This window comes from Silvimonas sp. JCM 19000 (genome assembly GCF_054652575.1).
In genome coordinates, this window is sequence record NZ_BAAIHC010000001.1 from 441,866 (window position 1) to 464,399 (window position 22,534).

The 22,534-nt window shown below is 62.7% G+C and carries 22 protein-coding genes; 15 read left to right on the plus strand and 7 right to left on the minus strand.

Annotated elements, in window-relative coordinates; genetic code table 11:
• Nucleotides 1-124 precede the first annotated feature (124 nt).
• The 4 genes from pfkB (at nucleotide 125) to ACYQ1A_RS01970 (ending at nucleotide 6,167) form a co-directional block, all read left to right on the plus strand.
• Entirely contained in the window at nucleotides 125-3,271 is a 3,147-nt protein-coding gene (gene pfkB, locus ACYQ1A_RS01955; RefSeq protein WP_499359755.1) for a 1-phosphofructokinase, read from the plus strand.
• Between the two features lie 133 nt (nucleotides 3,272-3,404).
• Nucleotides 3,405-3,779: a DUF4124 domain-containing protein gene (locus tag ACYQ1A_RS01960; protein WP_499359757.1), complete on the plus strand. Its 375-nt coding sequence runs from the start codon at nucleotides 3,405-3,407 to the stop codon at nucleotides 3,777-3,779.
• Nucleotides 3,780-3,882: 103 nt separating this feature from the next.
• Nucleotides 3,883-4,785 (plus strand): hypothetical protein, encoded by a 903-nt coding sequence (locus ACYQ1A_RS01965; protein WP_499359759.1) that lies wholly within the window; start codon nucleotides 3,883-3,885, stop codon nucleotides 4,783-4,785.
• Entirely contained in the window at nucleotides 4,782-6,167 is a 1,386-nt protein-coding gene (locus ACYQ1A_RS01970; RefSeq protein WP_062224405.1) for an alginate export family protein, read from the plus strand. The genes ACYQ1A_RS01965 and ACYQ1A_RS01970 overlap by 4 nt, the downstream gene beginning before the upstream one ends.
• A 29-nt stretch (nucleotides 6,168-6,196) precedes the next feature.
• On the opposite strand, the gene ACYQ1A_RS01975 is transcribed toward ACYQ1A_RS01970, so the two are convergent.
• The gene (locus tag ACYQ1A_RS01975; RefSeq protein ID WP_499359761.1) at nucleotides 6,197-6,832 is read right to left on the minus strand and encodes a response regulator; all 636 of its coding nucleotides are present in this window, start codon (nucleotides 6,830-6,832) and stop codon (nucleotides 6,197-6,199) included.
• Between the two features lie 268 nt (nucleotides 6,833-7,100).
• On the opposite strand from ACYQ1A_RS01975, the gene ACYQ1A_RS01980 reads away from it, so the two are divergent.
• From ACYQ1A_RS01980 to ACYQ1A_RS02005, 6 genes are all read left to right on the plus strand, one after another.
• A complete protein-coding gene (locus tag ACYQ1A_RS01980; RefSeq protein ID WP_499359763.1) occupies nucleotides 7,101-7,760 on the plus strand; it encodes a hydrolase in 660 nt (219 codons plus the stop codon).
• Nucleotides 7,761-7,852: 92 nt separating this feature from the next.
• On the plus strand, nucleotides 7,853-9,703 hold the full coding sequence (locus ACYQ1A_RS01985) for an amidohydrolase (RefSeq protein WP_499359764.1): 1,851 nt from the start codon (nucleotides 7,853-7,855) through the stop codon (nucleotides 9,701-9,703).
• Nucleotides 9,704-9,714: 11 nt separating this feature from the next.
• Nucleotides 9,715-9,942, plus strand: a complete 228-nt coding sequence (locus tag ACYQ1A_RS01990; protein WP_499359766.1) for a DUF1427 family protein — start codon at nucleotides 9,715-9,717, stop codon at nucleotides 9,940-9,942.
• The gene (locus tag ACYQ1A_RS01995) at nucleotides 9,939-10,097 is read left to right on the plus strand and encodes a XapX domain-containing protein (RefSeq protein WP_499359768.1); all 159 of its coding nucleotides are present in this window, start codon (nucleotides 9,939-9,941) and stop codon (nucleotides 10,095-10,097) included. Before ACYQ1A_RS01990 ends, ACYQ1A_RS01995 begins: the two co-directional genes overlap by 4 nt.
• Nucleotides 10,094-10,534, plus strand: a complete 441-nt coding sequence (locus tag ACYQ1A_RS02000; protein ID WP_062224403.1) for a DoxX family protein — start codon at nucleotides 10,094-10,096, stop codon at nucleotides 10,532-10,534. Before ACYQ1A_RS01995 ends, ACYQ1A_RS02000 begins: the two co-directional genes overlap by 4 nt.
• Nucleotides 10,531-11,211: a YoaK family protein gene (locus ACYQ1A_RS02005; protein ID WP_499359770.1), complete on the plus strand. Its 681-nt coding sequence runs from the start codon at nucleotides 10,531-10,533 to the stop codon at nucleotides 11,209-11,211. The genes ACYQ1A_RS02000 and ACYQ1A_RS02005 overlap by 4 nt, the downstream gene beginning before the upstream one ends.
• Before the next feature lie 119 nt (nucleotides 11,212-11,330).
• Here ACYQ1A_RS02005 and ACYQ1A_RS02010 read toward each other — a convergent pair whose 3' ends face one another.
• Nucleotides 11,331-12,488 (minus strand): MFS transporter, encoded by a 1,158-nt coding sequence (locus ACYQ1A_RS02010; protein ID WP_499359771.1) that lies wholly within the window; start codon nucleotides 12,486-12,488, stop codon nucleotides 11,331-11,333.
• 2 nt (nucleotides 12,489-12,490) lie between these two features.
• Nucleotides 12,491-13,708: an MFS transporter gene (locus ACYQ1A_RS02015; RefSeq protein ID WP_499359774.1), complete on the minus strand. Its 1,218-nt coding sequence runs from the start codon at nucleotides 13,706-13,708 to the stop codon at nucleotides 12,491-12,493.
• A 99-nt stretch (nucleotides 13,709-13,807) separates the two neighbouring features.
• Between ACYQ1A_RS02015 and ACYQ1A_RS02020 the strand changes: the two genes are divergently transcribed.
• The 4 genes from ACYQ1A_RS02020 to ACYQ1A_RS02035 all read left to right on the plus strand — a co-directional run bounded on the left by ACYQ1A_RS02020 (nucleotide 13,808) and on the right by ACYQ1A_RS02035 (nucleotide 17,712).
• Nucleotides 13,808-14,701: a LysR family transcriptional regulator gene (locus ACYQ1A_RS02020; RefSeq protein ID WP_499359776.1), complete on the plus strand. Its 894-nt coding sequence runs from the start codon at nucleotides 13,808-13,810 to the stop codon at nucleotides 14,699-14,701.
• 16 nt (nucleotides 14,702-14,717) lie between these two features.
• Nucleotides 14,718-15,623 (plus strand): LysR family transcriptional regulator, encoded by a 906-nt coding sequence (locus tag ACYQ1A_RS02025; protein ID WP_499359778.1) that lies wholly within the window; start codon nucleotides 14,718-14,720, stop codon nucleotides 15,621-15,623.
• Between the two features lie 249 nt (nucleotides 15,624-15,872).
• The gene (locus ACYQ1A_RS02030) at nucleotides 15,873-16,520 is read left to right on the plus strand and encodes a carboxymuconolactone decarboxylase family protein (RefSeq protein WP_499359780.1); all 648 of its coding nucleotides are present in this window, start codon (nucleotides 15,873-15,875) and stop codon (nucleotides 16,518-16,520) included.
• 142 nt (nucleotides 16,521-16,662) lie between these two features.
• Nucleotides 16,663-17,712, plus strand: coding sequence for an NAD(P)-dependent alcohol dehydrogenase (locus tag ACYQ1A_RS02035; RefSeq protein WP_499359782.1), 1,050 nt, complete (start codon nucleotides 16,663-16,665; stop codon nucleotides 17,710-17,712).
• Between the two features lie 93 nt (nucleotides 17,713-17,805).
• On the opposite strand, the gene ACYQ1A_RS02040 is transcribed toward ACYQ1A_RS02035, so the two are convergent.
• Nucleotides 17,806-18,237 carry a (R)-mandelonitrile lyase gene (locus ACYQ1A_RS02040; protein ID WP_499359783.1) on the minus strand — a complete coding sequence of 144 codons (432 nt, stop codon included), beginning with the start codon at nucleotides 18,235-18,237 and terminating at the stop codon, nucleotides 17,806-17,808.
• 151 nt (nucleotides 18,238-18,388) lie between these two features.
• Between ACYQ1A_RS02040 and ACYQ1A_RS02045 the strand changes: the two genes are divergently transcribed.
• Complete coding sequence (locus ACYQ1A_RS02045; protein ID WP_499359785.1) at nucleotides 18,389-19,279, plus strand: LysR family transcriptional regulator; 891 nt, start codon at nucleotides 18,389-18,391, stop codon at nucleotides 19,277-19,279.
• 55 nt (nucleotides 19,280-19,334) lie between these two features.
• Here ACYQ1A_RS02045 and ACYQ1A_RS02050 read toward each other — a convergent pair whose 3' ends face one another.
• Genes ACYQ1A_RS02050 through ACYQ1A_RS02060 form a run of 3 tightly spaced genes read right to left on the minus strand, consistent with a single transcriptional unit; the run spans nucleotide 19,335 to nucleotide 22,480 of the window.
• The gene (locus ACYQ1A_RS02050) at nucleotides 19,335-20,330 is read right to left on the minus strand and encodes an aldo/keto reductase (RefSeq protein ID WP_499359787.1); all 996 of its coding nucleotides are present in this window, start codon (nucleotides 20,328-20,330) and stop codon (nucleotides 19,335-19,337) included.
• 21 nt (nucleotides 20,331-20,351) lie between these two features.
• A complete protein-coding gene (locus tag ACYQ1A_RS02055) occupies nucleotides 20,352-21,194 on the minus strand; it encodes an SDR family oxidoreductase (protein WP_499359788.1) in 843 nt (280 codons plus the stop codon).
• Nucleotides 21,195-21,208: 14 nt separating this feature from the next.
• Nucleotides 21,209-22,480, minus strand: a complete 1,272-nt coding sequence (locus tag ACYQ1A_RS02060) for a Bcr/CflA family multidrug efflux MFS transporter (RefSeq protein WP_499359791.1) — start codon at nucleotides 22,478-22,480, stop codon at nucleotides 21,209-21,211.
• Nucleotides 22,481-22,534: the final 54 nt, after the last annotated feature.

Consider the following 22,534-nt stretch of genomic DNA (forward strand, 5'->3'; position numbering starts at 1 on the left):
TTATTTAAGCCGAATTTCGGCCGGATTCGATCTGGATCAAGGCGAGCTGAAAAGGGGCTGACGGCCTATTGACCCCGGCTGACGCTGCCACCCAAATGGGGACGTTTTTGACCGGAGCCCCACCATGTCCCTAGCTTTAAGTCCCGAATCCATCCAGCTGGCCGCCTCGCCTGGCCACAAAGAACAGGCGATCGAGATGCTGGCCGCATTGTTACACCGCGCGGGCAATGTCCAAGCCGACTACGCCGCCAGCATGCTCAGCCGCGAGCAACAAGCCAATACCTGGCTCGGTCTTGGGGTAGCCATTCCTCATGGCACACCGGCCGAGCGCGACCTCGTTCTAAAGACCGGTATCGCCATTCTGCAAGTGCCCGCCGGCGTGGTCTGGACCGCCAGCGGCGAGCGCGCCCGCCTTATCATCGGCATTGCGGCACGGGGTGACGAGCATATTGGCGTTTTGCGCCAGCTGACGCGGGTCTTGGGCGATGCGGCGCTGATCGAGCGGCTGAGCACCACGCAAAACGCGCAAGAAATCATTGATGCCTTGTTGGCACAGCCGAGCGCTGCCGCCGCCCCGCGCGACCCGCAAACCCACGGCGACGGCAGCGTGCGCGCCAGTTTCATCATGGATTACGCCACCGGCTTGCACGCGCGGCCCGCTACGATCTGGGCGACCACGGCAAAGAAATTCGAGTCCGAGGTGGAAGTCTGCCACGCGGGCCAGCGCGCCAATGCCAAGAGCATGCTGGCGCTGCTGCAATTGGGGCTGGAGCCGGGCGCGCTGTTGACCTTCAGTGCCAAAGGGGCCGATGCCGCGCAAGCCGTCGCCAGCCTGGTGCAGGAGGCCAGTGCGTTGCGCGGCATCGAAGGCAGTCCGCATAGCGCCAGGGCCAGCGTGCTGGTGGTGAGTTGCAATCCGGCGCTGGATCAGACGGTCAGTCTGGCCGCGCTGGAGCCCGGGGCGGTGCAGCAAGCGCAAAACAGCCAGCTGCAGCCGGGCGGCAAGGGCGTCAATGTCGCCGCCTGCCTGGCCGCCACCGGCCACACCGTGACGCTGACTGGCTTGTTTGGCAAAGCCAATCTGGCGCAATTTGTGCCGTGGCTGGAACAACGCGGCATACACCACACCCTGGTCGAAGTGGCTGGCACCACGCGCACCAATATCAAACTGGTCGATGCGCAGCAAACCACCGATATCAATCTGCAAGGCTTTAGCGTTAGCCCCAGCGAGCAAGAAGTGCTGGAGCAGCGCATTGATCTGCACGCAGCCAGCGCCAGTTGGGTGGTGTTGTCGGGCAGTTTGCCCGCGGGCGTACCGCCGGCGTTTTATCGTTATCTGACCGCAATGCTGCGGCAGCATGCGGTCAAGGTGGCGCTGGATACCAGCGGCGCCGCGCTGCAAGCCAGTCTGGCTGCGGGGGAAGGCGGTTTGCCTGATCTGGTCAAACCCAATCGGCATGAGTTGGAGGCCTGGTGCGGCAAAGCCTTGCCCACGCCTGAATTGGTGCTGGAACAAGCAGAGGCCTTGCAACGTAGCGGCATCGCGCAAGTTCTGGTCTCGCTGGGCGCAGAAGGCGCTTTGCTGGTGACGGCAGACGGGCATTGGTGGGCCAGCCCGGCCGCGGCGGCCACGGGCAGCACAGTGGGAGCGGGCGATGCCATGGTGGCGGGTTTCGTCGCCGCGCAAATGGCGGCTTACGCCCCCGATGCGGCCCTGTGTCTGGCCATGGGCTATGCGGCAGCGCGCCTGAGCACGCCGCGCGAGTTGCCGCTGGACCCGGCCACGCTGGAACACTGCGTGGCCGCCACTCAGGTCGACACCACGCCGCCGCTGCCCGCGGCCACACCGGCCGCGCAAGCCTTGCGCATCGTCGCAATCACCTCATGCCCGACCGGGATCGCGCATACCTTTATGGCGGCGGAAGCATTAGAGCAAGCTGCCCGACAACGCGGCGACCAGATTCATGTGGAAACCCAGGGTTCGGTCGGCACGCAAAACAGCCTGAACGCGGCGCAGATTGCCGCCGCCGATCTGGTGCTGATTGCCGCCGACGCCCAGGTCGATCTGGCGCGCTTCGTCGGCAAACCGCTATATCGCTGTGGCACCAAAGTGGCGATCAGCGACGGCGCAGCTTTGATCACGCAAGCGCTGGCGGATGCCCGGGTCTGGCGCAACGAAAATAGCGCCGAAGCGGCCAGCGAGCCTGCTGAGACCGGCAAGGCGGGTAATGGTAATGGCCCGTACAAGCATCTGATGACGGGCGTGTCGTACATGCTGCCGCTGGTGGTGGCAGGCGGTTTACTGATTGCGCTGGCGTTTGCGCTCGGCGGTATCTATGCGTTTGACGACACGCACAAAGGCACGCTGGCATGGGCGCTGTTCCAGATCGGCGCCAAAGGTGCGTTTGCCTTGATGGTGCCGGTGTTGGCCGCGTATATCGCGTGGTCGATCGCGGATAGACCGGGTCTTACCCCTGGCCTGGTGGGTGGCATGTTGGCCAGTACCTTGGGCGCGGGTTTTCTGGGGGGTATCGTCGCCGGGTTTATCGCGGGTTATGCCACGCGCTGGCTCAATCAGCGCATTCGTTTGCCGCGCAACCTGGCCGGGCTCAAGCCGGTACTGATCCTGCCGCTGCTCTCCACCTTGGTGGTGGGCCTGCTGATGTTGTACGTGGTGGGTGAGCCGGTTGCGCTGGTACTCAAAGCGCTGGAAACCTGGCTTAAAGGTCTGCAAGGCAGCAGTGCCTTGCTGTTGGGCGCAATACTGGGCGCGATGATGGCCATCGATATGGGCGGGCCGGTCAACAAGGCGGCGTATGCCTTCAGCACCGGCCTGGTGGTGAGTGGCGTTTATACGCCGATGGCGGCGGTGATGGCAGCAGGCATGACGCCGCCGCTAGGCATTGCGCTGGCGTGCTGGCTGTTCAAAAACCGCTTTACGGCCGAAGACCGCGACGCTGCCAAGGCGGCTGCGGTGCTGGGTCTGGCTTTTATCACCGAGGGCGCGATTCCGTTTGCCGCGCGTGATCCGATGCGGGTGCTCCCGGCATGCGTGTTGGGTTCGGCGGTGGCGGGAGCGATTTCGCTGGCGGCCGGGGCGGGGCTCAAAGTGCCGCACGGCGGTGTTTTTGTGTTGCCGATTCCCGATGCGATCAGCCATCTGGGCATGTATATCGTGGCGCTGGTGGCCGGTACGGTCGTCACCGCGCTGGCGCTGTTTGTACTGAAACCGGCGCTGGATAAAGCAGCCAGCACCGGGGCGTCTGCGTAAGACTGAGCAGCAAGCCAGTGGCGCTCGTTGCGACGAGCGCCACATCTGGCTCGACTTCTGCCGTTTTCGCACCTATGCCATATACATATGTCACCAGGCCCAAGGTATGCTCGCGCCATTACTCGGAGTGGCTATGGTTCGGTTGTTCAGTTTTGTGTTGGCAGTGGGCGCTTTATGTTGCGAGGGCGCGGCCCACGCCGATAGCGTCAACAAATGCAAAGATGCACGTGGGCGCACCGTGTATCAAAGTGATCCCTGTGAGGTAAGCGGCGCGCATTTTGTCAAAGCCGTGACCGCGCCGCCGCGTTTGAACGGCGAAACGGCCAGCGCGGTGCAACTGGCGTCCGCCCAGCCGGTGGCCGACAGCATTACGCCGGAATGCCGTTTATTGCGCGAAGACAAAAAACGCAATGAAGACAAAGCCCGCCTCCGCGCGGATGCCTGGCTCAAGGCCGACCATGACTGGATCGTCAAGCGCATGGCCACCATCAGCTGCCAGCCGGAGTAAACGCAACTCCCCGTTCGGGTGAGTGGCAGCCGGGCCGTATCCATGATTTGCAAACTCGGCCATCCGACTATCGTCTAGGCTTTCCCGTACCTGGAAGCCTGCCATGCTCCGTTCCTTAGCGTTTTGTCCGTCCAGCTTGCTGGTCGCGCTGCTGTCTGCCGCTTTGCTTGATGTTGCCTATGCCGCTGAGGCCCCCGCAGGCGTTGCGGTCGGGGCGCAATATGACACCAGCCATGTCTACGTGCCGGTGGCCGACGTCAACGCGTTTGCCGCCAGCTTTATCGCCACCTTTGGCGGCAAGAGCACCCCGCAAGGCGTGGCCACGGTGACGCCTACTGCCAGCAGCACCACCACCCAGTTACTGCAAACGCCGTATGGCACCGTGTCTTTATTCGGCTTCAAGACGCCGATTCCGTATGGCTTTGGCACAGAACGCACAGGCTACCTGGTCACTGATCTCGATGCCGCGGTCAAAGCCGCGCAAGCCGCCGGTGCGGCCGTGGTGGTGGCGCCGTTTGATGATCCGATCGGGCGCGATGTGGTCATTCAGTGGCCGGGCGGCGTCAATATGCAGTTGTACTGGCACACCACGGTGCCGCATTACTCGCCGTTTGCATTGGTGCCGGAGAACCGTGTCTATGTGTCGCCGGACAAGGCTGATGAATTCATCGCCGACTTCCTCAAGTTTGCGCACGGCAATATCACGCAAGACAACGCGCACGCCCCGGCCAGCGAAATTGGACGCAGCAGCGGCGATTATCGACGCGTACGTATCAGTTCCAGCTTTGGCCGCATGACCGTGCTGGTCACCGATGGCCATCTGCCCTGGCCGTATGGCCGCGAAACCACCGGCTACGCCGTGCCTGCGCTGCGCGACACGCTGAGCCAAGCGCAAGCGGCCGGGGCGCAGCTGCTGGTGGCGCCTTTTGTGGTGCAGGGTCGCACCGCCGCCATGGTGCAGTTCCCCGGTGGCTACATCGCAGAAATCCATCAGGAAGCACAATGAAGTCGAGCGCGACGGTGGCAGCGCTGACCATGCTACTGAGCGCTGCAGCGTGGTCAGAGGACGTGGCAACGCGGCCCGCACTAAACAGCAATCGCTGGATGGAAAACTGGTCCGCGCTCAGCGATCCAGCCATGCGCAGCGAACCGTTGGACCGGTTGAAATATCTGCCGCTGGCCGCCGATGACAGCGCCTGGTTAACGCTGGGGCTAACGCTACGGGAGCGCTTTGAATATAACGACGCCGCCAACTTCGGCATCGGCAATAGCCATAGCGACAGCTGGTTGTTGCAGCGTGCGCAATTCCACGCCGATGCGCGCTTCGGCCCGCATTGGCAGGCCTTTGTGCAAGTGGAGGATGACCGCGCTTATGGCAAACAGAATCTGGGCGGCGCCGATAAAGACCCGCTCGATTTACGCCTGGCTTTTGTCGCCTACAGCACGCCCTTGCCTGATGGCAGCACACTCAAAGCCCGCGTCGGCCGCCAGGATTTTGCCTTCGATTTGCAGCGTTTTGTCTCGTCGCGCGATGGCCCCAATGTGCGGCAATCATTCGACGCGGCATGGCTGGATTGGGAAACCAGCGACTGGCGCGTGCTGGGCTTTATCAGCCAGCCGGTGCAATACGCCGCCGATGCCCCGTTTGATGACACCTCGAACCGACACTTCCGCTTTGATACGCTGCGCGTGGAACGGCATGTGCTCGGCGGTAATGAGCTATCGGCCTACTACTCGCGTTATGCCCGTGATAACGCGCGCTACGGCGATGCCAAAGGTGACGAAACCCGGCATGTCTTTGATGCGCGGTTTGCCGGCAAACAAGCGGCCATCGATTGGGATCTGGAAGCAATGGGCCAGACGGGCTGGGTGGGCAATACCCGCATCCGGGCGTGGGCGGTGGGGGCACGTGGTGGTTATAGCTGGAGCGCGGTGCCGCTCAAACCGCGACTGGGCTTGCAGCTGGATGCCGCGTCTGGTGATCACCACGCCAGTGATGGCACGGTTGGCACCTTCAATCCGCTGTTCCCCAATGGCAATTACTTTGCGCTGGCGGGCTACACCGGTTACGCCAATCTGTATCAGCTCAAACCGTCGCTGACGCTGAGCGTGGCTGCGGCCACCACGCTGCAACTGGCGCTGGCGGGGTTGTGGCGGCAAAGCACGGCCGATGCCATTTACACGCAGCCCAATGTGGCGGTGGCGGGCAGTGCCGGGGCGGGCAGCAGCTGGACTGGCGTGTACGATCAGCTGCGGCTGGACACGCGCTTTAACCCCAATCTAAGCGGCGCCGTTGAACTGGTGCATTACCAGATTGGTGGCACGCTGCGTGCGCTGGGGGGGCACGACAGCAATTACGCCAGTGCCGAACTCAAGTTCTTGTGGTAGCGCTGGCCCGGGTGCGTTGCAGTTGAAAATCAGAATTGCAGAATGCCGCGCCGCACCGCGATGGTGACCGCGTGGGTGCGGTCGGCGGCATGCAGTTTGGCAAGGATGTTTTTCATATGCACTTTGACGGTGTCTTCCGAGATATCCAGCCCAACCCCGATGCGCTTGTTGGATTTGCCGGCCGCCGCCAGTTGCAGTACTTCAGTCTCACGCGGGGTGAGCGTGCCTTCGGACATATACTCCGCCAGCTCCAGCGCCACCTCGGCCGGAATGCGCCGCTGGCCGCGATGCACGGTGCGGATGGTTTCCAGCAAATCGGTGCGCATCATGCTTTTCAGCACATAACCCACCGCGCCCGCCTTGATGGCGCGCAACGCATGCACGTCGCCCTTGTACGTGGTCAGCACCACGATGCGCGCGTGCGGATCGTACTGGCGGATGGCGTCGATCGCCTGCAGGCCACTTACGCCGGGCATCTGCAAATCCATCAAGGTCACATCCGGCGCGTGTTGCCGATACAGTGCCAGCGCATCCATGCCGTCGCAGGCGCCAACCAGCGTCATCTCGTCCATGCCTTCAAATACCGCGGCTATGCCTTCGAGAATTAAAGGGTGGTCGTCGACCGCCAGTACGCTGATCGGGCGATCGCTTTGCCGCAAAGTCATGACGGGAGCTCCGGACGGGGGTAGGCGCAAGCATAACGCGGACGCCGCAAGCAGACAGTCACCCGATGGAGGGATGTATTTGCTGGCCAGGCCCGCGTGGGGCGTATCGGTGCGTGCGGGCAGGGAAGCCGCTCCCCCATCCGGGTAAGGTGCCGCATGGTCACAACGGCGATTCGCGGCGCTGCAGGCTTGCGTATCGTTTGCCTCACCCCATGACGCTGCCCTGCGGCGTCCGGCAAACCAATACATCGTCCCCACGGAGCGCACCATGTCCATGCCCAAAGCCCAGGCCGTTGCCGGCCCCAAACTGCTGAGCCCAACCAACCACACGCTGATCATGATCGATCATCAATCGCAGATGGCCTTTGCCACCAAGTCGATTGATGCCGTCACCCTGCGCAATAACGCCGCACTGGTGGCCAAGGCCGCCAAAGAATTCAAGGTGCCGGTGATCCTGACTACCGTGGCGGAAAAGACGTTTTCCGGCCCGATTTTCAGCGAAATCAAAAGCGTGTTTCCGGATGAAGTCGTCATCGACCGCACCAGCATGAACACCTGGGAAGACGAGCGCATTTCGGTGCGCGTCAATGCGGCCGGTAAAAGCAAGATTGTGCTGGCAGGGTTGTGGACGGGCGTGTGTATTGTTGGCCCGATGCTGTCCGCCATCGAGCAAGGCTTTGAGGTGTATGTGATTGCCGATGCCTGCGGCGACGTGAGCGACGAAGCACACGAACGCGCCATGCAACGCATGATCCAGGCGGGCGCGCAGCCGATGACCTCGGTGCAATACCTGCTGGAACTGCAACGTGACTGGGCGCGTACCGACTCCTATAACGAGACGGTTGCCACCGCCATGGCACACGCCGGTGCCTATGGTCTGGGCATCATCTATGCCAAGACCATGTTTGGCGCATCCGAAGGCCACTAAGCGTTTGCGCACGACCCGGTCATCCGTTTTTCTCTGCAACGTTGCCCGCGCCATGGTCGTGGGCGCGTTGCCTGCAAGGAGCAGGCCTCGCCATGCCAGCGCAACTGATATTTTTGAACGGCCGTTTTCACACGGTCGACCCCAGCCAGCCTACGGCCAGCGCAGTCGCCATCGACGGTGGCCGCTTTGTGGCAGTCGGCGACGCCGAAGCCGTGCTGCGCCTGCGCGACGAGCGCACGCAAGTGATTGATCTGCACGGTCAGACTGTGATTCCGGGCCTGAATGACTCGCATCTGCACCTGATCCGCGGCGGGCTTAACTACAACCTGGAATTGCGCTGGGAAGGCGTGCCCTCGTTAGCCGATGCGCTGCGCTTGCTGCAGCAACAAGCGCGCGTCACGCCAGCGCCGCAATGGGTGCGTGTGGTGGGCGGCTGGAGCGAGTTCCAGTTTGCCGAGCGCCGCATGCCCACGCTGGATGAGATCAACGCGGCCGCGCCCGACACGCCGGTATTCATCCTGCATCTGTACGACCGCGCTTTGCTCAACCGCGCCGCGCTGCGCGTGGTGGGCTACGACAAAAACACGCCCAATCCCCCCGGTGGCGAGATTGTGCGCGATGCGGCGGGCAACCCCACCGGCATGCTGATCGCCCGTCCCAACGCCATGATCCTGTACGCCACGCTGGCCAAAGGCCCCAAGCTGCCGCTGGAGTATCAGGTTAATTCGACGCGCCAGTTCATGCGCGAGCTCAACCGCCTTGGCTTGACCAGCGCCATCGATGCCGGTGGCGGCTTTCAGAATTATCCAGACGATTACGCCGTCGTCGAGCAACTGGCGCGGGAGCAGCAACTCACCATCCGCATTGCCTACAACCTGTTTACCCAGCGTAAAGGGCAAGAACTGGATGACTTCAAAACCTGGACCGATCGCGCAAAAATCGGCAGCGGTGACGACTTTTTGCGCCTGAATGGCGCAGGCGAAATGCTGGTGTTCTCGGCTGCAGATTTTGAGGATTTTCTGGAGCCGCGGCCGGAACTGGCCGCGGGCATGGAGGCCGAGCTGGAGCAAGTGGTGCGCCATCTGGTCAGCCAGCGCTGGCCATTCCGGCTGCATGCGACTTATGACGAATCAATCAGCCGCATGCTGGATGTGTTCGAGAAGGTCAATCGCGAGATTCCGTTCGATGGGCTGCATTGGTTTTTCGATCACGCCGAGACGGTTACGCCGCGCAATATCGAGCGCATCAAAGCCTTGGGCGGCGGCATAGCCATCCAGCATCGCATGGCGTTTCAGGGCGAATATTTTGCCGAACGCTACGGCGCTGAGGCGGCCAGTCTTACTCCGCCGGTGCAGCAAATGCGCGCCATCGGCGTGCCGGTGGGGGCGGGCACAGACGCCACACGCGTGGCCAGTTACAACCCCTGGACCGCGTTGTACTGGTTGACCAGTGGCCGCACCGTCGGCGGGCTCAAGTTGTATGACGACGCCAACCGGCTGACGCGTGAGGACGCGCTGGCGCTGTGGACCGCAGGCAGCGCGTGGTTCTCCAGCGAGCAAGGCAAAAAAGGCCAGATCAAAGTGGGCCAGTTTGCCGACTTTGCCGTGTTATCGGCCGACTATTTCACGGTGCCGGAAGACGCCATCAAGACCATCGAAGCGGTGCTGACCGTGGTGGACGGCAAGATTGTGTACGCCGCCGAGCGCTTTCAGGCCTTGGGCCCGCCGGCGTTGCCGGTCATGCCGGATTGGTCGCCGGTGCGCAAGGTGCCGGGCCACTATCGCGCCGCAGCGCAGCCCACCACGGCTGCCAGCGCCCATCAATGCAGCGGCCCATGCCAGGTCCACAGCCATAGCCATGACGTGGCGCGCAAATCCAGCGTGCCGGTGCGCGATTTCAGTGGCTTCTGGGGCGCGTTTGGTTGTTCGTGCTTTGCGTTTTAAGGAAAGCAGCAATGGATAAATTCAAAGTACCCGGCGGCCTGTTGCTGTCGTTTATCGTGGGCGTAGGTTGCCAGCTGGCGCGCATCCCGGTGCCGTCGCCACCCGTTTTGACCGGCGCGCTGTTGGTGTTTGTGATGAGCCTGGGCTACTGGCTGGTGGATAAATACCTGGCGCACCAGCCGGCCGAGCAAAAGAAAAATTGTGCTGGCCACGATCTGACGCGGGAGGCGCGCCCATGACCATGTTGATCATCGGCATCGTGTTGTCCTTTGCCGTCGGTGCCTTGTGCCGTGCGCTGGATATCCCTTCACCTGCGCCGCCGTCGCCCATAGGCGCATCGTTGGTGGTGGCGATGACGCTGGGTTTTGTGCTGGCGGGGATGGTGCACCTATGAATAATCTGAAGCGGGTATTGATCAGCTCACCAGTCAGCCTGGATGTCGGACTGCTGTTCTTGCGCCTGACCGGAAGCGCACTGCTGTTTTATGTGCATGGCTGGCCCAAGGTCATCCACTACCACAGCGAACTGCAACATATCGAAGACCCGTTCGGCCTGGGCGCGCCGTTCTCGCTCTGGTTTGCCGTGCTGGCCGAAGTGCTGTGCCCGATAGGCATCGCGCTGGGCCTGCTGACCCGGCTGGCGGCGCTGCCGGTGCTGGTGGTGTTGGGGGTGGCCTTGCTGTTTGTGCACGCCGACTGGAGCATCGCCGACGGCCAGTTTGCCTGGTTGCTGCTGATCATCTACGCCACCATCGTCGTGGCCGGGCCGGGCGCATATTCGCTGGATGCGCGGCTGGCGCAAGCTACCGCATCACACAGGAAAACTGCATGACCTTGCCGGATCGGGAAATCACCCTGGGAGTGAGCTACGGCTTTGTAGCTGGCTATGTCGATACGCTGGGCTTTATCGCGCTAAGTGGCTTGTTTACCGCCCATGTGACCGGCAACTTTGTGCTGATCGGCGCCACGCTGGCGCATTTCGGGCACGGGGTGCTGTTAAAGCTGGTGGCATTCGCCGCGTTTGTGCTGATGGTGGCGCTCACCCGGCTGCTGTTGCTGGCGGTACCTGCGGCGCATGCCTTGACGTTCACGCGGGTGCTGCAGGTGGTGTTGCTGGCCGCGTTTATGGGCCTGGGCATTGCCGCGCGCGGCATGGAGCTGGACGCGCCCTTGTCGCTGGCCTGCGGCGCGCTCGGGGCGGCGGCAATGGCGGTGCAGAACGCGGTATCGCGCATCCTGTTACCCAGCGTGGCCCCGACCACGGTCATGACCGGGAACGTGACGCAACTGGTCATCGACGTGGTGGATGTGGTCCGCTGCGCGGCGTCGCCCGAAGTCCGCAAGCGGATCAAGCATTTTTTCTGGCCCGTGGTGGCATTTGCCGCCGGAGCGATAAGCGGGGCGTATGCCTGGATGGGGTTCGGTTTTATCGGGCTGCTTTTGCCGATGGCGCTGTTGCTGGGGCTGGTGGGGCTGGATCGAGCGGACGTGGTCGGGGCTAAAGCTTGAGGCTGCGCACGGTTGCCTGGTCCGGCGGCGCCATCCAGGCCACCCGCCAGCGCCGTCAGGCCCGTGCGGCAGGTGCTTGCGAGGCGCTGAGCGGGCTTTAACCCGCTGTATACCCGTCATCAAGCCGCCTGGCGAAACCAGCGTAACCGTACCAGTACCGACAGCAAGGTCAGCAGCAGCAAGCCAAGGCCGCCCGCCACGATGGCTTCGATGCCCACGCCCGCAATCAGCGCCCCTCCAACACTGGTGCCCAGCACAATGCCGACATTACCAAGCGACAAGAACAGCCCATTTGCCAGATCGGGTGCGTCCGGCAGGGCGGAGCTGATCCAGTATTGCTGGAAGTTGTTGCCCGCGCCGTAAATCACCCCCCACACGCAGAGCAAGCCCCATACCGGCAAGGCATGCGCACCCAGCAGGAACAGCGCCAGGTAAATCGCGCCGAGGGCGAACGGGAACAGCAATACCGGGCGGCTGGCGTATTTGCTCAGTACTTTGCCCGCAAACGGGTTGCCGTAAATGCTGGCGATGCCGAACAGCAGCAACATCGCGCTCAGCATGCCGGGGCTTACCTGGGTCACGCCTTGCAGATAATCCGCCACATAGCTGTAGACGCTGGCCATTGACGCTGCAATCAAGGCCACGGTGGCCAGCGAGATCCATGTAATGCCGCGCTTGAGCACGCCCACTTGCGCGCCATAAGACGTGCGCTGGCTGACCGGCAGTGACGGCATGCTCAGTAGCGTGGTCAGCAAGGCGATGGCATTGATGGCGGCGAGGAACAACATCGCGCTCTGGAATGACGCCAGATTGGCGATATAGCTGGTGACCGGCACGCCAAACACCATGCCTGCCGAAACGCCCATCATCACTTTTGCGACGGCCTTGGGCGCGGCGCGTGGCCCCGCCGCTTCGGCCGCCAGCATAAAGGCCGTTGCGCAATACACCGGGTGGAACAGCGCCGGAATCAAGCGGCTGGCCAGCAAAACTGAAAAATTAGTGGTCGACATTGCAACCAGATTGCCGAGCACAAAAATCGCTTGTACCAGCAACATGGCGTGCTTGCGATTCATGCCGGCAAACACGGCAGGCATGAACAGCCCGGCCACGGCGACGCCGAGGGCAAAAATGCTCACGGACCAGCCCGCTTGCGCCACCGTCACCTGAAACACTTTGGCCACCAGCGGCAAGATGCCGACCATGCCGAGTTCTGTGGTCAGGATGCCGAATACACCAAAGGTGAGCTTCCAGACCAGGGCGTTGCTGTTTTTGTCCATTTTTATAAATCCTGTGGGTTGGTCGAGATGGCCGTGCGGCCGCGGTGGGCGGGCAGCAGCGCCAACGGCAGGGCGCACAATGCAGCCAGGCCGCTGTACAGATAAACGCTGGCGTAAATGCCGTGACTAGCGGCCAGGCCAAGCGTGGGGCTGGCCGCGCCGATTGCGAGGTCGGGGAAGGCCGAATACGCCGCCATCACCAGACCTTTGCTGCGCGGGCCAGCACGGCGCACGGCCTCGGCACCGAATGCCGGGTAGACCATGGCCCAGCCCACGCCAGTAAGCGCCGCGCCGGCCACGGCCAGGGCGGCATCCGGCGCAGCGCCGAGTAGCCATTGCCCCAGCGCAGTGACCACGCTGAAGCACAGTCCCACCGGCACGCCGCCGAGGCGATCAATCAATCGGCCGCCCAGCAAGCGGGCAGCGATCAGGGCGCAGGCAAAGGCGGACAGCGGCAGCCAGCCGATGCTGGACCAGCCACGCTGGCCAAACAGCAATACCGAGAAAGCCAGCAGCGCCGAGAACCCGACGCCGTTGAACGCAGCGCCCAGGCCGGGCAGCCAGACTGCGGCGATCACCTTGCGCATGCCGATTTGCGGCGCGCTCACGGCGACCACGGGTGCAGACAAGCGCCGGCTTGCGAGCAAGGCCAGCAGCGGCAGCAGCAGCGAAAGCAGTGCAATACAGCCAAAACCGTAGCGATCAAACAGCCATGACCCGAGCGGTGCGCCCAGGGCAAAAGCCACAAAGGTGGCGGTGCCCACCCAGGCAATGACGCGCCCGCTCGCACGCGGGCTAACCAGGGCCAGGCCCAGACTCATCCCGCCGGTAATCATCAGACTTTCGGCGCCGCCCATCACGCCGCGTCCGGCCAGCAACAGCGCCAGCGCCAGCGGGTGGGCGGGGCTGGCCCATGCGCTGAGATAGAGACAACCGCCCGCCAGCGCCCAGAGCAGACCGAGCTGGATTGCGCGCTTGCCGCCGTGGCGATCGGCATAACGGCCCGCGGGCAAACGCAGCAGCAGCGAAGCGGTGAACTGGGCGCCCGTCACCCATCCCACCGCGACTGAACCAAAGCCCAGCGCGCCGTGCACATAGCGCGGCAGTACCGGCAGCGCCAGGCCGATGATCAAGAATCCGGCAAAAATGATCGCCATCACCGGCGCAATCAGCGTGGCCAGTGCCGGCGACGCTGGAGAAGGATCAAAGGTTGCGGGCATGGGCGCTCCAGCGGCAAGGGACGGGCTTGCACTTTATGCGCGCCGCGTTACCCTTACTAGACGCTAAAATGGGCAAGCACTTATCAAAGGAATTCATCAATGGCGCGCGATCACTTTGCTGACTTGCCGGCGTTTTTTGCGGTAGTCCGCGCAGGTAGCTTTACCCGTGCGGCGGCGCGGCTAGGGGTCACCCAGCCCGCCTTGAGCCATACCGTGCGCGCGCTGGAAGCGCGGCTGGGCGTGCAGCTATTGACGCGCAGCACGCGTCATGTGGCGCCCACCGAGGCGGGCCAGCGGCTGATTGATCGGCTGGCGCCCGAATTTGACGGCATCGAAGCTGACCTGCTGGCCCTCGGCGAATTACGCGATCAGCCCATGGGAACGGTGCGGATTACGGCCATCGATTACGCCATCCGCAGCACGCTGTGGCCCCGCCTGGCCAACTTTTTGCCGCGCTATCCGGATATCAAGGTCGAGCTGATCAATGAATACGCCAGCGTTGATATCGTGGCGCAGGGCTACGATGCCGGGGTGCGCTTTGGCCAGGAGCTGGCGCAAGACATGATTTCGGTGCGCATCGGGCCAGACATCCGCAATGTGGTGGTGGGGGCGCGCCACTATCTGGCCGGGCGCAGTCTGCCCCGCACACCGCAGGACCTGCCAGCGCATGCATGCATCAATTTGCGCACTTCCACTTATGGCGGCTTGTATGAATGGGAATTTATCAAGGCGGGTAAGGCCTTGAGTGCGCGGGTCGATGGCCCTCTGGTCTTCAACAATGCCTACGACATCCTCGACGCGGCCCGCGCCGGGTTTGGCCTTGCCTATTTGCCCGAAGACATGGTGCGGCCCGATATCGAGTCCGGCCTGCTGTTGCCGCTGTTGCGCGACTGGTGCCCGACCTGGGATGGCTTTCATCTGTATTACCCGAATCGTCGTCAGCCTTCGCGCGCGATGAGCTTGCTGATCGACGCGCTGCGTTACAGCGTGTAGCCAGGAAAACACTAACGTGTCGAATGAAAACCTGAGAGACATCCACGCCTTGCTGGTGGTGGCGCGTGAACGCAGTTTTACCCGCGCTGCGGCGCAACTGGGCGTTTCGCAATCGGCCCTGAGCCACGCCATCCGCGCGCTGGAAACACGCCTGGGCTTGCGCCTGCTCACCCGCACCACCCGCAGCGTGGCGCCCACTGAAGCAGGCGAGCGCCTGATACAGAGCGTCACCCCTCGCTTTGACACGATAGCCCGAGAACTGGCCGCGCTGGGCGAACTCCGCGACAAACCGGCGGGCACGGTGCGCATCACGACCTCGGACTTTGCTGCGCAATGGATACTCTGGCCCCGCCTGGTCGGGCTGCAGCGGCGCTATCCCGAGATCAAACTCGAGATCAGCATCGAAACCGGGCTGATCGACATCGTGGCCGCGCGGTTTGATGCCGGCGTGCGCTTTGGCGACCAGGTTGCCAAAGACATGGCCGCGCTACGCATCTCGCCGGATATCCCGGTTTGCATGGTGGCCACGCCGGAGTATCTGGCCGCGCACGGCACCCCGCAAACACCCGCGGACTTGACCCGGCATCAGTGCATCAATCTGCGCTTTGCCGCGCACGGCGGCTTGTATGCCTGGGATCTGCGGCAAGGTGAGCGCACGCTGCAAGTGCGGGTGGAGGGGCCCTGGGTGTTCAATCAGATCAGCATGGCGGTTGAGGCCGCGCTGGCAGGCTGCGGGCTGGCTTATGTGCCGGAGCCGCTGGTGCGTGCAGCGCTGCAGCGGGGCCAACTGCTCAGCGTGTTGCCGGACTGGTGCACCACGTTTCCGGGCTTGCATCTGTATTACCCCAACCGGCATCAGGCCTCGCCGGCGCTCAGCGTGGTGCTCGACACCTTGCGCTATCCGGCGGATGCAGCGGATTGATGAATCCGGCGCATAAGGGCGTGCCGTTTATGCGGCTTATCGTCGCGCGCTAAACCAGCAAGAATGGCGCAGCTGGTCCGCTCCAGTCTTTGTCTGGTCGCGCCAGCGCTTCCTGCCCCTGCAAGGAAATCAGCGATGCAAGCAACGCCTTTACACCAGCGCGGCGCTGCGCTTGCCCTGGCGCTGGTATTGGCCGTGGGCGCACCGCCCGGCCGCGCCGCCCCACCGAATTCTGGAGATCAAAGCCGCATGACGACACCACTCACCTTGTCCGCCCCACAACTGGCCATCGCGCCCATCGCTGCGTTTACCGCTATTGGCGATATGCCTGCGCTGCATAACGCGCTGGAGCAGGGCCTGGATGCGGGCCTGAGCATCAGTCAGACCAAAGAGATTCTGGTGCAGATGTACGCCTATACCGGGTTTCCGCGCAGCCTGAACGGGCTGGGCGAGTTGATGAAAGTGCTGGAAGCGCGCAAGCAACGCGGCATACATGACACGCCGGGGCGTGAGCCTGGCCCGGTGCCGAGCGGCGACCAGGCGTTGGCAGCGGGCACCGCCAACCAGACCCAACTGGTGGGTCAGCCGGTCAAAGGCCCTTTATTCGAGTTTGCCCCCGCCATCGACCAGTTTCTTAAAGCGCATCTGTTCGGTGATATTTTTGCGCGCGACAACCTGGACTGGCCCAGCCGCGAGCTGGTCACCATCGGCGCGCTGGCGGCGTTGACGGGGGGTGAATCGCAATTGCAATCGCATGTGCGCATCACCTTGCAGGTAGGCGTGAGCGCCGATCAGGTGCGCCAGGTGGCCCACAGCCTGGAGCAGCGCGGCCAGACCGCCGCCGCGCAACGCATGCGTGACGCCCTCGCCAAAACGCAGACGAGCAGCGCGCAATAACCTTGTGCTGGCCGCGTCGCGGCGGCGGCGGGGCGCTTGCTGCCTTGTTGGATTGCAGCAAGCAGCCCGGCACGCGCGGCGTGGCGTTCTATGATGGCTGCAGCCATCGCCTTATTTCTGTTTCAACTGCCGGAGTTCTGTCATGCAAACCCAAGGTTACGCAGCCTATACCCCTGATACGCCACTCAAGCCCTATGTTTTTCAGCGGCGCGAATTACGCGCCAACGATGTCTCGATGGAAATCCTGTACTGCGGCGTCTGCCATTCCGATCTGCACACCGCGCGCAATGACTGGGGCTGGAGCTATTACCCCATCGTGCCCGGCCATGAAATTGTCGGTCGCGTGATCGGGGTGGGCACGGCGGTCACGCGTTACAAGGTGGGTGACCATGTGGCAGTGGGATGCATGGTCGATAGCTGCATGGAATGCGACCAGTGCAAAAAAGGCGAAGAACAATTGTGTCGCGAGGGCAATACCGGCACCTACGCCGGGCGCGATCGCATCAGCGGCGAGAACACGCAAGGGGGCTATTCCAGACATCTGGTGGTGCGTGAGGAATTTTGTTTGCGCATGCCGGCGGGTCTGGATATTGCCAAAGCGGCGCCGCTGTTGTGCGCCGGCATCACCACGTATTCGCCGCTCAAAACCTGGGGCGTCAAAGGCGGTAGCCGCGTCGGCGTTATTGGCCTGGGCGGTCTGGGCCATATGGCGGTCAAGCTGGCGGTGGGGATGGGGGCCGATGTCACCGTGCTGAGCCGCACGGCCGATAAAGAAGCCGATGCGCTCAAGCTGGGTGCGGCGCGTTTGCTGGTGTCATCAGACGCCGACGCGATGGCGCGCGCCGGCAGCAGTTTTGATCTGATCATCGACACGGTGCCGGTCAAACATAATCTTGATCTGTACACGCCGCTGCTGGATGTGGATGCCACGCTGGTTATCGTCGGCCAGGTCGGGCCGATGGAAGAAAGCAGCACCGTGCCTTTGTTGCTGGGCCGTCGCCGCGTGGCGGGCTCGCCCATCGGTGGCATCGCGCAAACCCAGGAAATGCTGGATTTTTGCGCCGAGAAAAACATCCTGCCGGAATGCGAAATGATCCGCATGGACCAGATCAACGAGGCCTTTGAGCGCATGGAGCGTGCCGATGTGCGCTATCGCTTCGTAATCGATATGGCGTCGCTGGCAGCTGCATAAGCCAGCCACAAGCCAGCCAGTAGCAAGCCCCTCGTGCCATAAGCAGGAGGGGCTTTTTGCTGCGTGCCCGTCAGAGGGCACACCAGGCGGCCATCAAGCGTGGCTGTGGCTGTGGCCGTCGCCGCTGGGCCCCACGTTGTATTCCTCGTCGGTCACTTTCTCCAGCCATACCACCGCCACGCCATCCAGCGCCTCGGTAATCGCCAGATGCGTCATTGCCGTGGTGGCCGACGCGCCGTGCCAATGCTTGTGGCCGGGCGGGCACCAGATGACGTCGCCCGCGCGGATTTCCACGATGGGTTCGCCTTCACATTGGGTCCAGCCGCAACCGGCGGTGACCAGCAAAGTCTGGCCCAGCGGATGGGTATGCCAGGCCGAGCGGGCGCCTGGTTCAAACGTCACCGCCGCAACCGAAGCCCGCGCCGGGGCGGGTGGGTTGTTGAGCGGGTCGATGCGGACGGTGCCGGTAAACCAGTCTGCCGGGCCTTTGATCGAGGGCTGTGAGCCGACGCGTTTGAGTTCCATAGCGGTATTTTCCTTGCTGAGGTGAGTCGATGTGAACGCTTTCTGGAACAATCCGGCAAGCGCTCGCTGCATGAACGACACTGTATCCTGCCGCTGCGCGCGCGATAAGATGATGAAATCGGGATGCACTTATGCAATGGAGCATTAATCAATGATTCGCGAAAACCTCAACGACTTGCTGGCGTTTATGACCGTGGCGCGCGAACGCAATTTCACCCGCGCGGCGGCACAACTGGGCATGTCGCAATCGGCCTTGAGCCGCACCATCAAGGGCCTGGAAGCGCGGATGGGTTTGGCCTTGTTAACACGCACCACCCGCAGCGTGGCACTGACCGAAGCGGGGCGCCGCGTTTTTGCTGCGATTGCGCCGCGGTTTGAAGAAATCGATGTTGAACTCGAAACCCTGAGCGAATTACGCGATCAGCCCAGCGGCACGGTGCGCATTACCGCCACCGACTACGCCGCCAACGCCTATGTCTGGCCACGCCTGCGCCCCTTGCTGCGGCAATATCCCGATCTGTGTGTGGAGCTGATCAACGATTACGGCCTGACCAATATCGTCGAGCAGCGTTACGACATCGGCGTGCGCCTGGGTGACCAGGTCGAAAAAGACATGATCGCCGCGCGGATTGGTCCCGATCTGACCATGGCCATCGTCGGCGCGCCCAGCTACCTGGCGCAGCATCCTGCGCCGGTTACGCCGCAAGACCTGACCCGACACAACTGCATCAATCTGCGCCTGCCCACGCATGAATCGCTGATGCCGTGGGAGTTGCGTAACGGCACGCGTGAACTGCAAGTGCGCGTGGCGGGACAACTGATTTTGAACTCCAGCTACCAGATGCTCGATGCCGCGCTGGAAGGGCTGGGTCTGGCATGGCTGCCGCAAGAACTGGTGCAGCCCCATGTGGACGCAGGACGGCTGGCATGGGTGCTGCCAGACTGGTTTCCCACCTATAGCGGCCATCATCTGTACTACACCAGTCGCCGCCCGGCTTCACGTGCGGTGGCGCTGGTGATCGGCGCCTTGCGGCAAGCATGATCGAACGGGGATTGCGGTGGCGGCCGCCCGCGTTATTGGCAAGCGGGCCGCGCGTTTACAGATTGGTCATTTTCAAAACGGCTTCGGGCAGGCGCGCGCCCTGGACTTCAATCGCGGAAATGCCGACCTCAATACTCGCCAGTTCATCGGGCGTGAGTTCCAGCGTGACCGCACCCAGATTCTCTTCCAGCCGTTGCAGTCTGGTGGTGCCCGGGATGGGCGCAATCCACGGCCGTTGCGCCAACAACCAAGCCAGCGCCACCTGTGCGGGGGTCGCATTCTTGCTCGCAGCAACCGCCTTGATGACCTCCACGAGCGCCAGATTGGCTTTGCGTGCTTCGGGCGCAAAGCGTGGCACCTTGTTGCGAAAATCCGTCGCATCAAACTGCGTGTTCTCGTCGATTTTTCCGGTCAAAAAACCAGCGCCCAAGGGGCTGAACGGCACAAAGCCGATGCCCAGTTCTTGCAGAACCCCCAGCAGTTCGGTCTCCGGGCCGCGCCAGAACAGCGAGTATTCGCTTTGCACCGCCGTCACTGGCAGCACCGCATGCGCACGGCGGATGGTTTGGACACTGGCTTCTGACAAACCGAAATGTTTGACCTTGCCCGCGGCGATCAGCTCGTGCACCGCGCCTGCCACATCTTCGATCGGGACGGCCGGGTCTACCCGATGTTGATAAAACAGATCGATACGGTCGGTGCGCAAGCGCTTGAGCGCGGCTTCGCATACAGCGCGAATATGCTCAGGGCGGCTATTGGTACCCGCGCTTCGGCGTTCGCCGGTGGCCAGATCAATATCAAAGCCGAACTTGGTCGCCAGCACCACCTGATCGCGAATCGGCTGTAATGCCTCGCCCAGCAGGGTTTCGTTGGCGAATGGCCCATAGGCTTCGGCCGTGTCGAAATGGCTTACGCCCAGATCGTGCGCGCGACGAATCAGTTTGATCATGGCGGCCGGGTCGGCGGCCGGGCCATAGGCTGAGCTCATGCTCATGCAACCCAGACCCAGTGCGGACACTTGCAGGCCCTGGCCTAATTGACGGTATTTCATACAGTGCTCCTTGGGCAGCGCTTATTCGCCAGCCGGAAAATCCGTGGAGGCGGCCAGCTCGGTTTGCGTCTCAAAATCCGCTACCCGTTTGCGTAACACGGTCAGCGTGCTGGCCAGGGCTTGTGAGCCCAACACCATGCGCAGCGGAGCAGGGTGCTGGTCGACACTTTCAATAATGCGGCTGGCCATCCGCGCCGGGTCGCCCGGGGCCAGGCCGTTGGCCGGGTCGAGCATGCGCAAAAAGGCATGGGCAGGCGTGTTGTCATAGATCGGCAGCAGTTTGGCCACCTGCGCGCTGCCATAGCGGAACTCGGTGCGTGCGCCGCCCGGCTCGACCAGGGTCATGCCGATATTGAAACCGGCCACCTCTTGCGCCACCGATTCCACAAAGCCTTCGATACCCCACTTGGTCGCGTGATAGAGCGAATTGCCGGCAAACGCCACCTGACCGCCATAGGTGGAGAGCTGGATGATGCGCCCACCGCCCTGGGCGCGCAGATGCGGAATCACCGCACGGATCAACTGGATAGAGCCGACCAGATTGGTGGCAATCATCTGGTCGATCTGGCTGTCCGACAGCTCTTCTGCGGCACCAAACAGGCCGTAGCCCGCATTGCTGACCACCACATCGATGGTCTTGTGCCGCGCGAAGCTCAGTTCGACCAGATTGCCGATCGCATCGGTATCGGTTACATCCAGCAGTTCAGCATGGAAAGTGTCCGCATATTGCGCGCTCAAATCGGCCACCTTGTGCAGATCGCGCACGGTGCCAATCACGCGTTCGCCGCGCGCGAGCAATTGCTCGGTCATTTCGCGGCCAAAGCCACTGCTGATGCCAGTGATAAACCAGGTACGTTGAGTCATGAGCATGTTCCTTGTCAGATTGCGGTTTTGTTCAGCGTGGGGCAAAACGCGGGATGGATGCGTGGCAGCAGTGCAATCGCCAGGCAAGCCAGGCCTGCCACACCCACGATCAAGCCCATGGGCCACGGCGTGCCATCGGCCAGCCAGCCCAAGAGCGCGGCAGTCAGCACCCCGCTGCCGTAATGCACCGCACCCACCAGCGAAGATGCAGCGCCTGCCTGGCGCGGAAAAAACGCCAGCGCACTTGCCACCGAGTTGGCGACGATAAAACCGCTCGGCGCCATAAAGAAAAACACCGGTATCGCCAGCCCGGCCACACCGCCAAAGCCGCTACGCGCATCGATGATCAGAACCACACCCGCCAGCGCCACGATCAGCGCGCCGATCTGGAACAGCAGTTGGCTGCCGAGGCGCGGAATCAAGCGCGTATTCAGATAATTCATACCCATCAGGCCGAGGATGTTCACGCTGAACAGCAAACCGAAATCGGTCGGCGCGACATGGTAGTAATCGACGTAGGCAAAGGGCGTGCCTGCAATAAAAGCGTAGCAGCCGCCGTAATAGCAGCCCCCCGCCAGCGCATAGGTCAGCAGGCGCGGGTCGCGGATCAGCTGCACATATTCGGCCAGGGTGCTACGCAGGGGGGCTTGATTGCGCAGGCCGGGTGTCAGGGTTTCGGGTAGCCAGCGCAATGCCAGCAGCGCCAGCAGACCGCAGCCGGCGAGCAGCACAAAAATGATCCGCCATGACCACAGCTTGAGAATCTGTCCGCCCAGCAACGGGCCGGCCAGCGGGGCCACTGCCATCATCAGGATAAGAATGGACAGCATTTGCGCCGCGCGTTCTCGCGGATACAGATCGCGCACCATGGCCCGCGCCAGCACCGGCCCGGCACAGGCACCCAGCGCTTGCACCACGCGCCAGAGTAATAATTGAGCGATGTCGGCGGACACGGCGCAGCCCACCGAGCCAAGCACAAACAACAACAGCCCGGCCGCGATGGGCCAGCGCCGCCCGATGCGATCGCTCAGCGGCCCCCAGAACAGCTGGCCGAGGCTAAAGCCGATCAAAAAGGTTGAGATGGTCAATTCCACGCGGCCGCTATTGGTGTGCAGCTCGCGGACCAGTGTCGGCAGCGCCGGCAAATACAGGTCGGTGGCAATCGAAGAAAACGACATCAGCGCGCTGAGGATCAGCATCAAGCGCAGGCTGTGCGCGGCCGCCGCCTTGTGTGGTGCGGCGGTCATCGGGCGGGCCTTGCTGCGGGTGAGATCGGGGTCATGCATGGCTCCAGCCAGTGCTACAAGATGGAGCAAAGTCTATGGCTGGGTGATATTCTG

Bases quoted from the DNA above. Each gene is read 5' to 3' on its own strand.
- ACYQ1A_RS02030 (WP_499359780.1), top strand. From the start codon at position 15,873: ATGACGACACCACTCACCTTGTCCGCCCCACAACTGGCCATCGCGCCC.
- ACYQ1A_RS02060 (WP_499359791.1), bottom strand. From the start codon at position 22,480: ATGCATGACCCCGATCTCACCCGCAGCAAGGCCCGCCCGATGACCGCC.
- ACYQ1A_RS02035 (WP_499359782.1), top strand. From the start codon at position 16,663: ATGCAAACCCAAGGTTACGCAGCCTATACCCCTGATACGCCACTCAAG.
- ACYQ1A_RS01990 (WP_499359766.1), top strand. From the start codon at position 9,715: ATGGATAAATTCAAAGTACCCGGCGGCCTGTTGCTGTCGTTTATCGTG.
- ACYQ1A_RS02010 (WP_499359771.1), bottom strand. From the start codon at position 12,488: ATGGACAAAAACAGCAACGCCCTGGTCTGGAAGCTCACCTTTGGTGTA.
- ACYQ1A_RS01975 (WP_499359761.1), bottom strand. From the start codon at position 6,832: ATGACTTTGCGGCAAAGCGATCGCCCGATCAGCGTACTGGCGGTCGAC.
- ACYQ1A_RS02040 (WP_499359783.1), bottom strand. From the start codon at position 18,237: ATGGAACTCAAACGCGTCGGCTCACAGCCCTCGATCAAAGGCCCGGCA.
- ACYQ1A_RS01970 (WP_062224405.1), top strand. From the start codon at position 4,782: ATGAAGTCGAGCGCGACGGTGGCAGCGCTGACCATGCTACTGAGCGCT.
- ACYQ1A_RS01960 (WP_499359757.1), top strand. From the start codon at position 3,405: ATGGTTCGGTTGTTCAGTTTTGTGTTGGCAGTGGGCGCTTTATGTTGC.
- ACYQ1A_RS02015 (WP_499359774.1), bottom strand. From the start codon at position 13,708: ATGCCCGCAACCTTTGATCCTTCTCCAGCGTCGCCGGCACTGGCCACG.
- ACYQ1A_RS02005 (WP_499359770.1), top strand. From the start codon at position 10,531: ATGACCTTGCCGGATCGGGAAATCACCCTGGGAGTGAGCTACGGCTTT.
- ACYQ1A_RS01995 (WP_499359768.1), top strand. From the start codon at position 9,939: ATGACCATGTTGATCATCGGCATCGTGTTGTCCTTTGCCGTCGGTGCC.
- ACYQ1A_RS01980 (WP_499359763.1), top strand. From the start codon at position 7,101: ATGTCCATGCCCAAAGCCCAGGCCGTTGCCGGCCCCAAACTGCTGAGC.
- ACYQ1A_RS02045 (WP_499359785.1), top strand. From the start codon at position 18,389: ATGATTCGCGAAAACCTCAACGACTTGCTGGCGTTTATGACCGTGGCG.
- ACYQ1A_RS02020 (WP_499359776.1), top strand. From the start codon at position 13,808: ATGGCGCGCGATCACTTTGCTGACTTGCCGGCGTTTTTTGCGGTAGTC.
- pfkB (WP_499359755.1), top strand. From the start codon at position 125: ATGTCCCTAGCTTTAAGTCCCGAATCCATCCAGCTGGCCGCCTCGCCT.
- ACYQ1A_RS02055 (WP_499359788.1), bottom strand. From the start codon at position 21,194: ATGACTCAACGTACCTGGTTTATCACTGGCATCAGCAGTGGCTTTGGC.
- ACYQ1A_RS02000 (WP_062224403.1), top strand. From the start codon at position 10,094: ATGAATAATCTGAAGCGGGTATTGATCAGCTCACCAGTCAGCCTGGAT.
- ACYQ1A_RS01985 (WP_499359764.1), top strand. From the start codon at position 7,853: ATGCCAGCGCAACTGATATTTTTGAACGGCCGTTTTCACACGGTCGAC.
- ACYQ1A_RS02050 (WP_499359787.1), bottom strand. From the start codon at position 20,330: ATGAAATACCGTCAATTAGGCCAGGGCCTGCAAGTGTCCGCACTGGGT.
- ACYQ1A_RS01965 (WP_499359759.1), top strand. From the start codon at position 3,883: ATGCTCCGTTCCTTAGCGTTTTGTCCGTCCAGCTTGCTGGTCGCGCTG.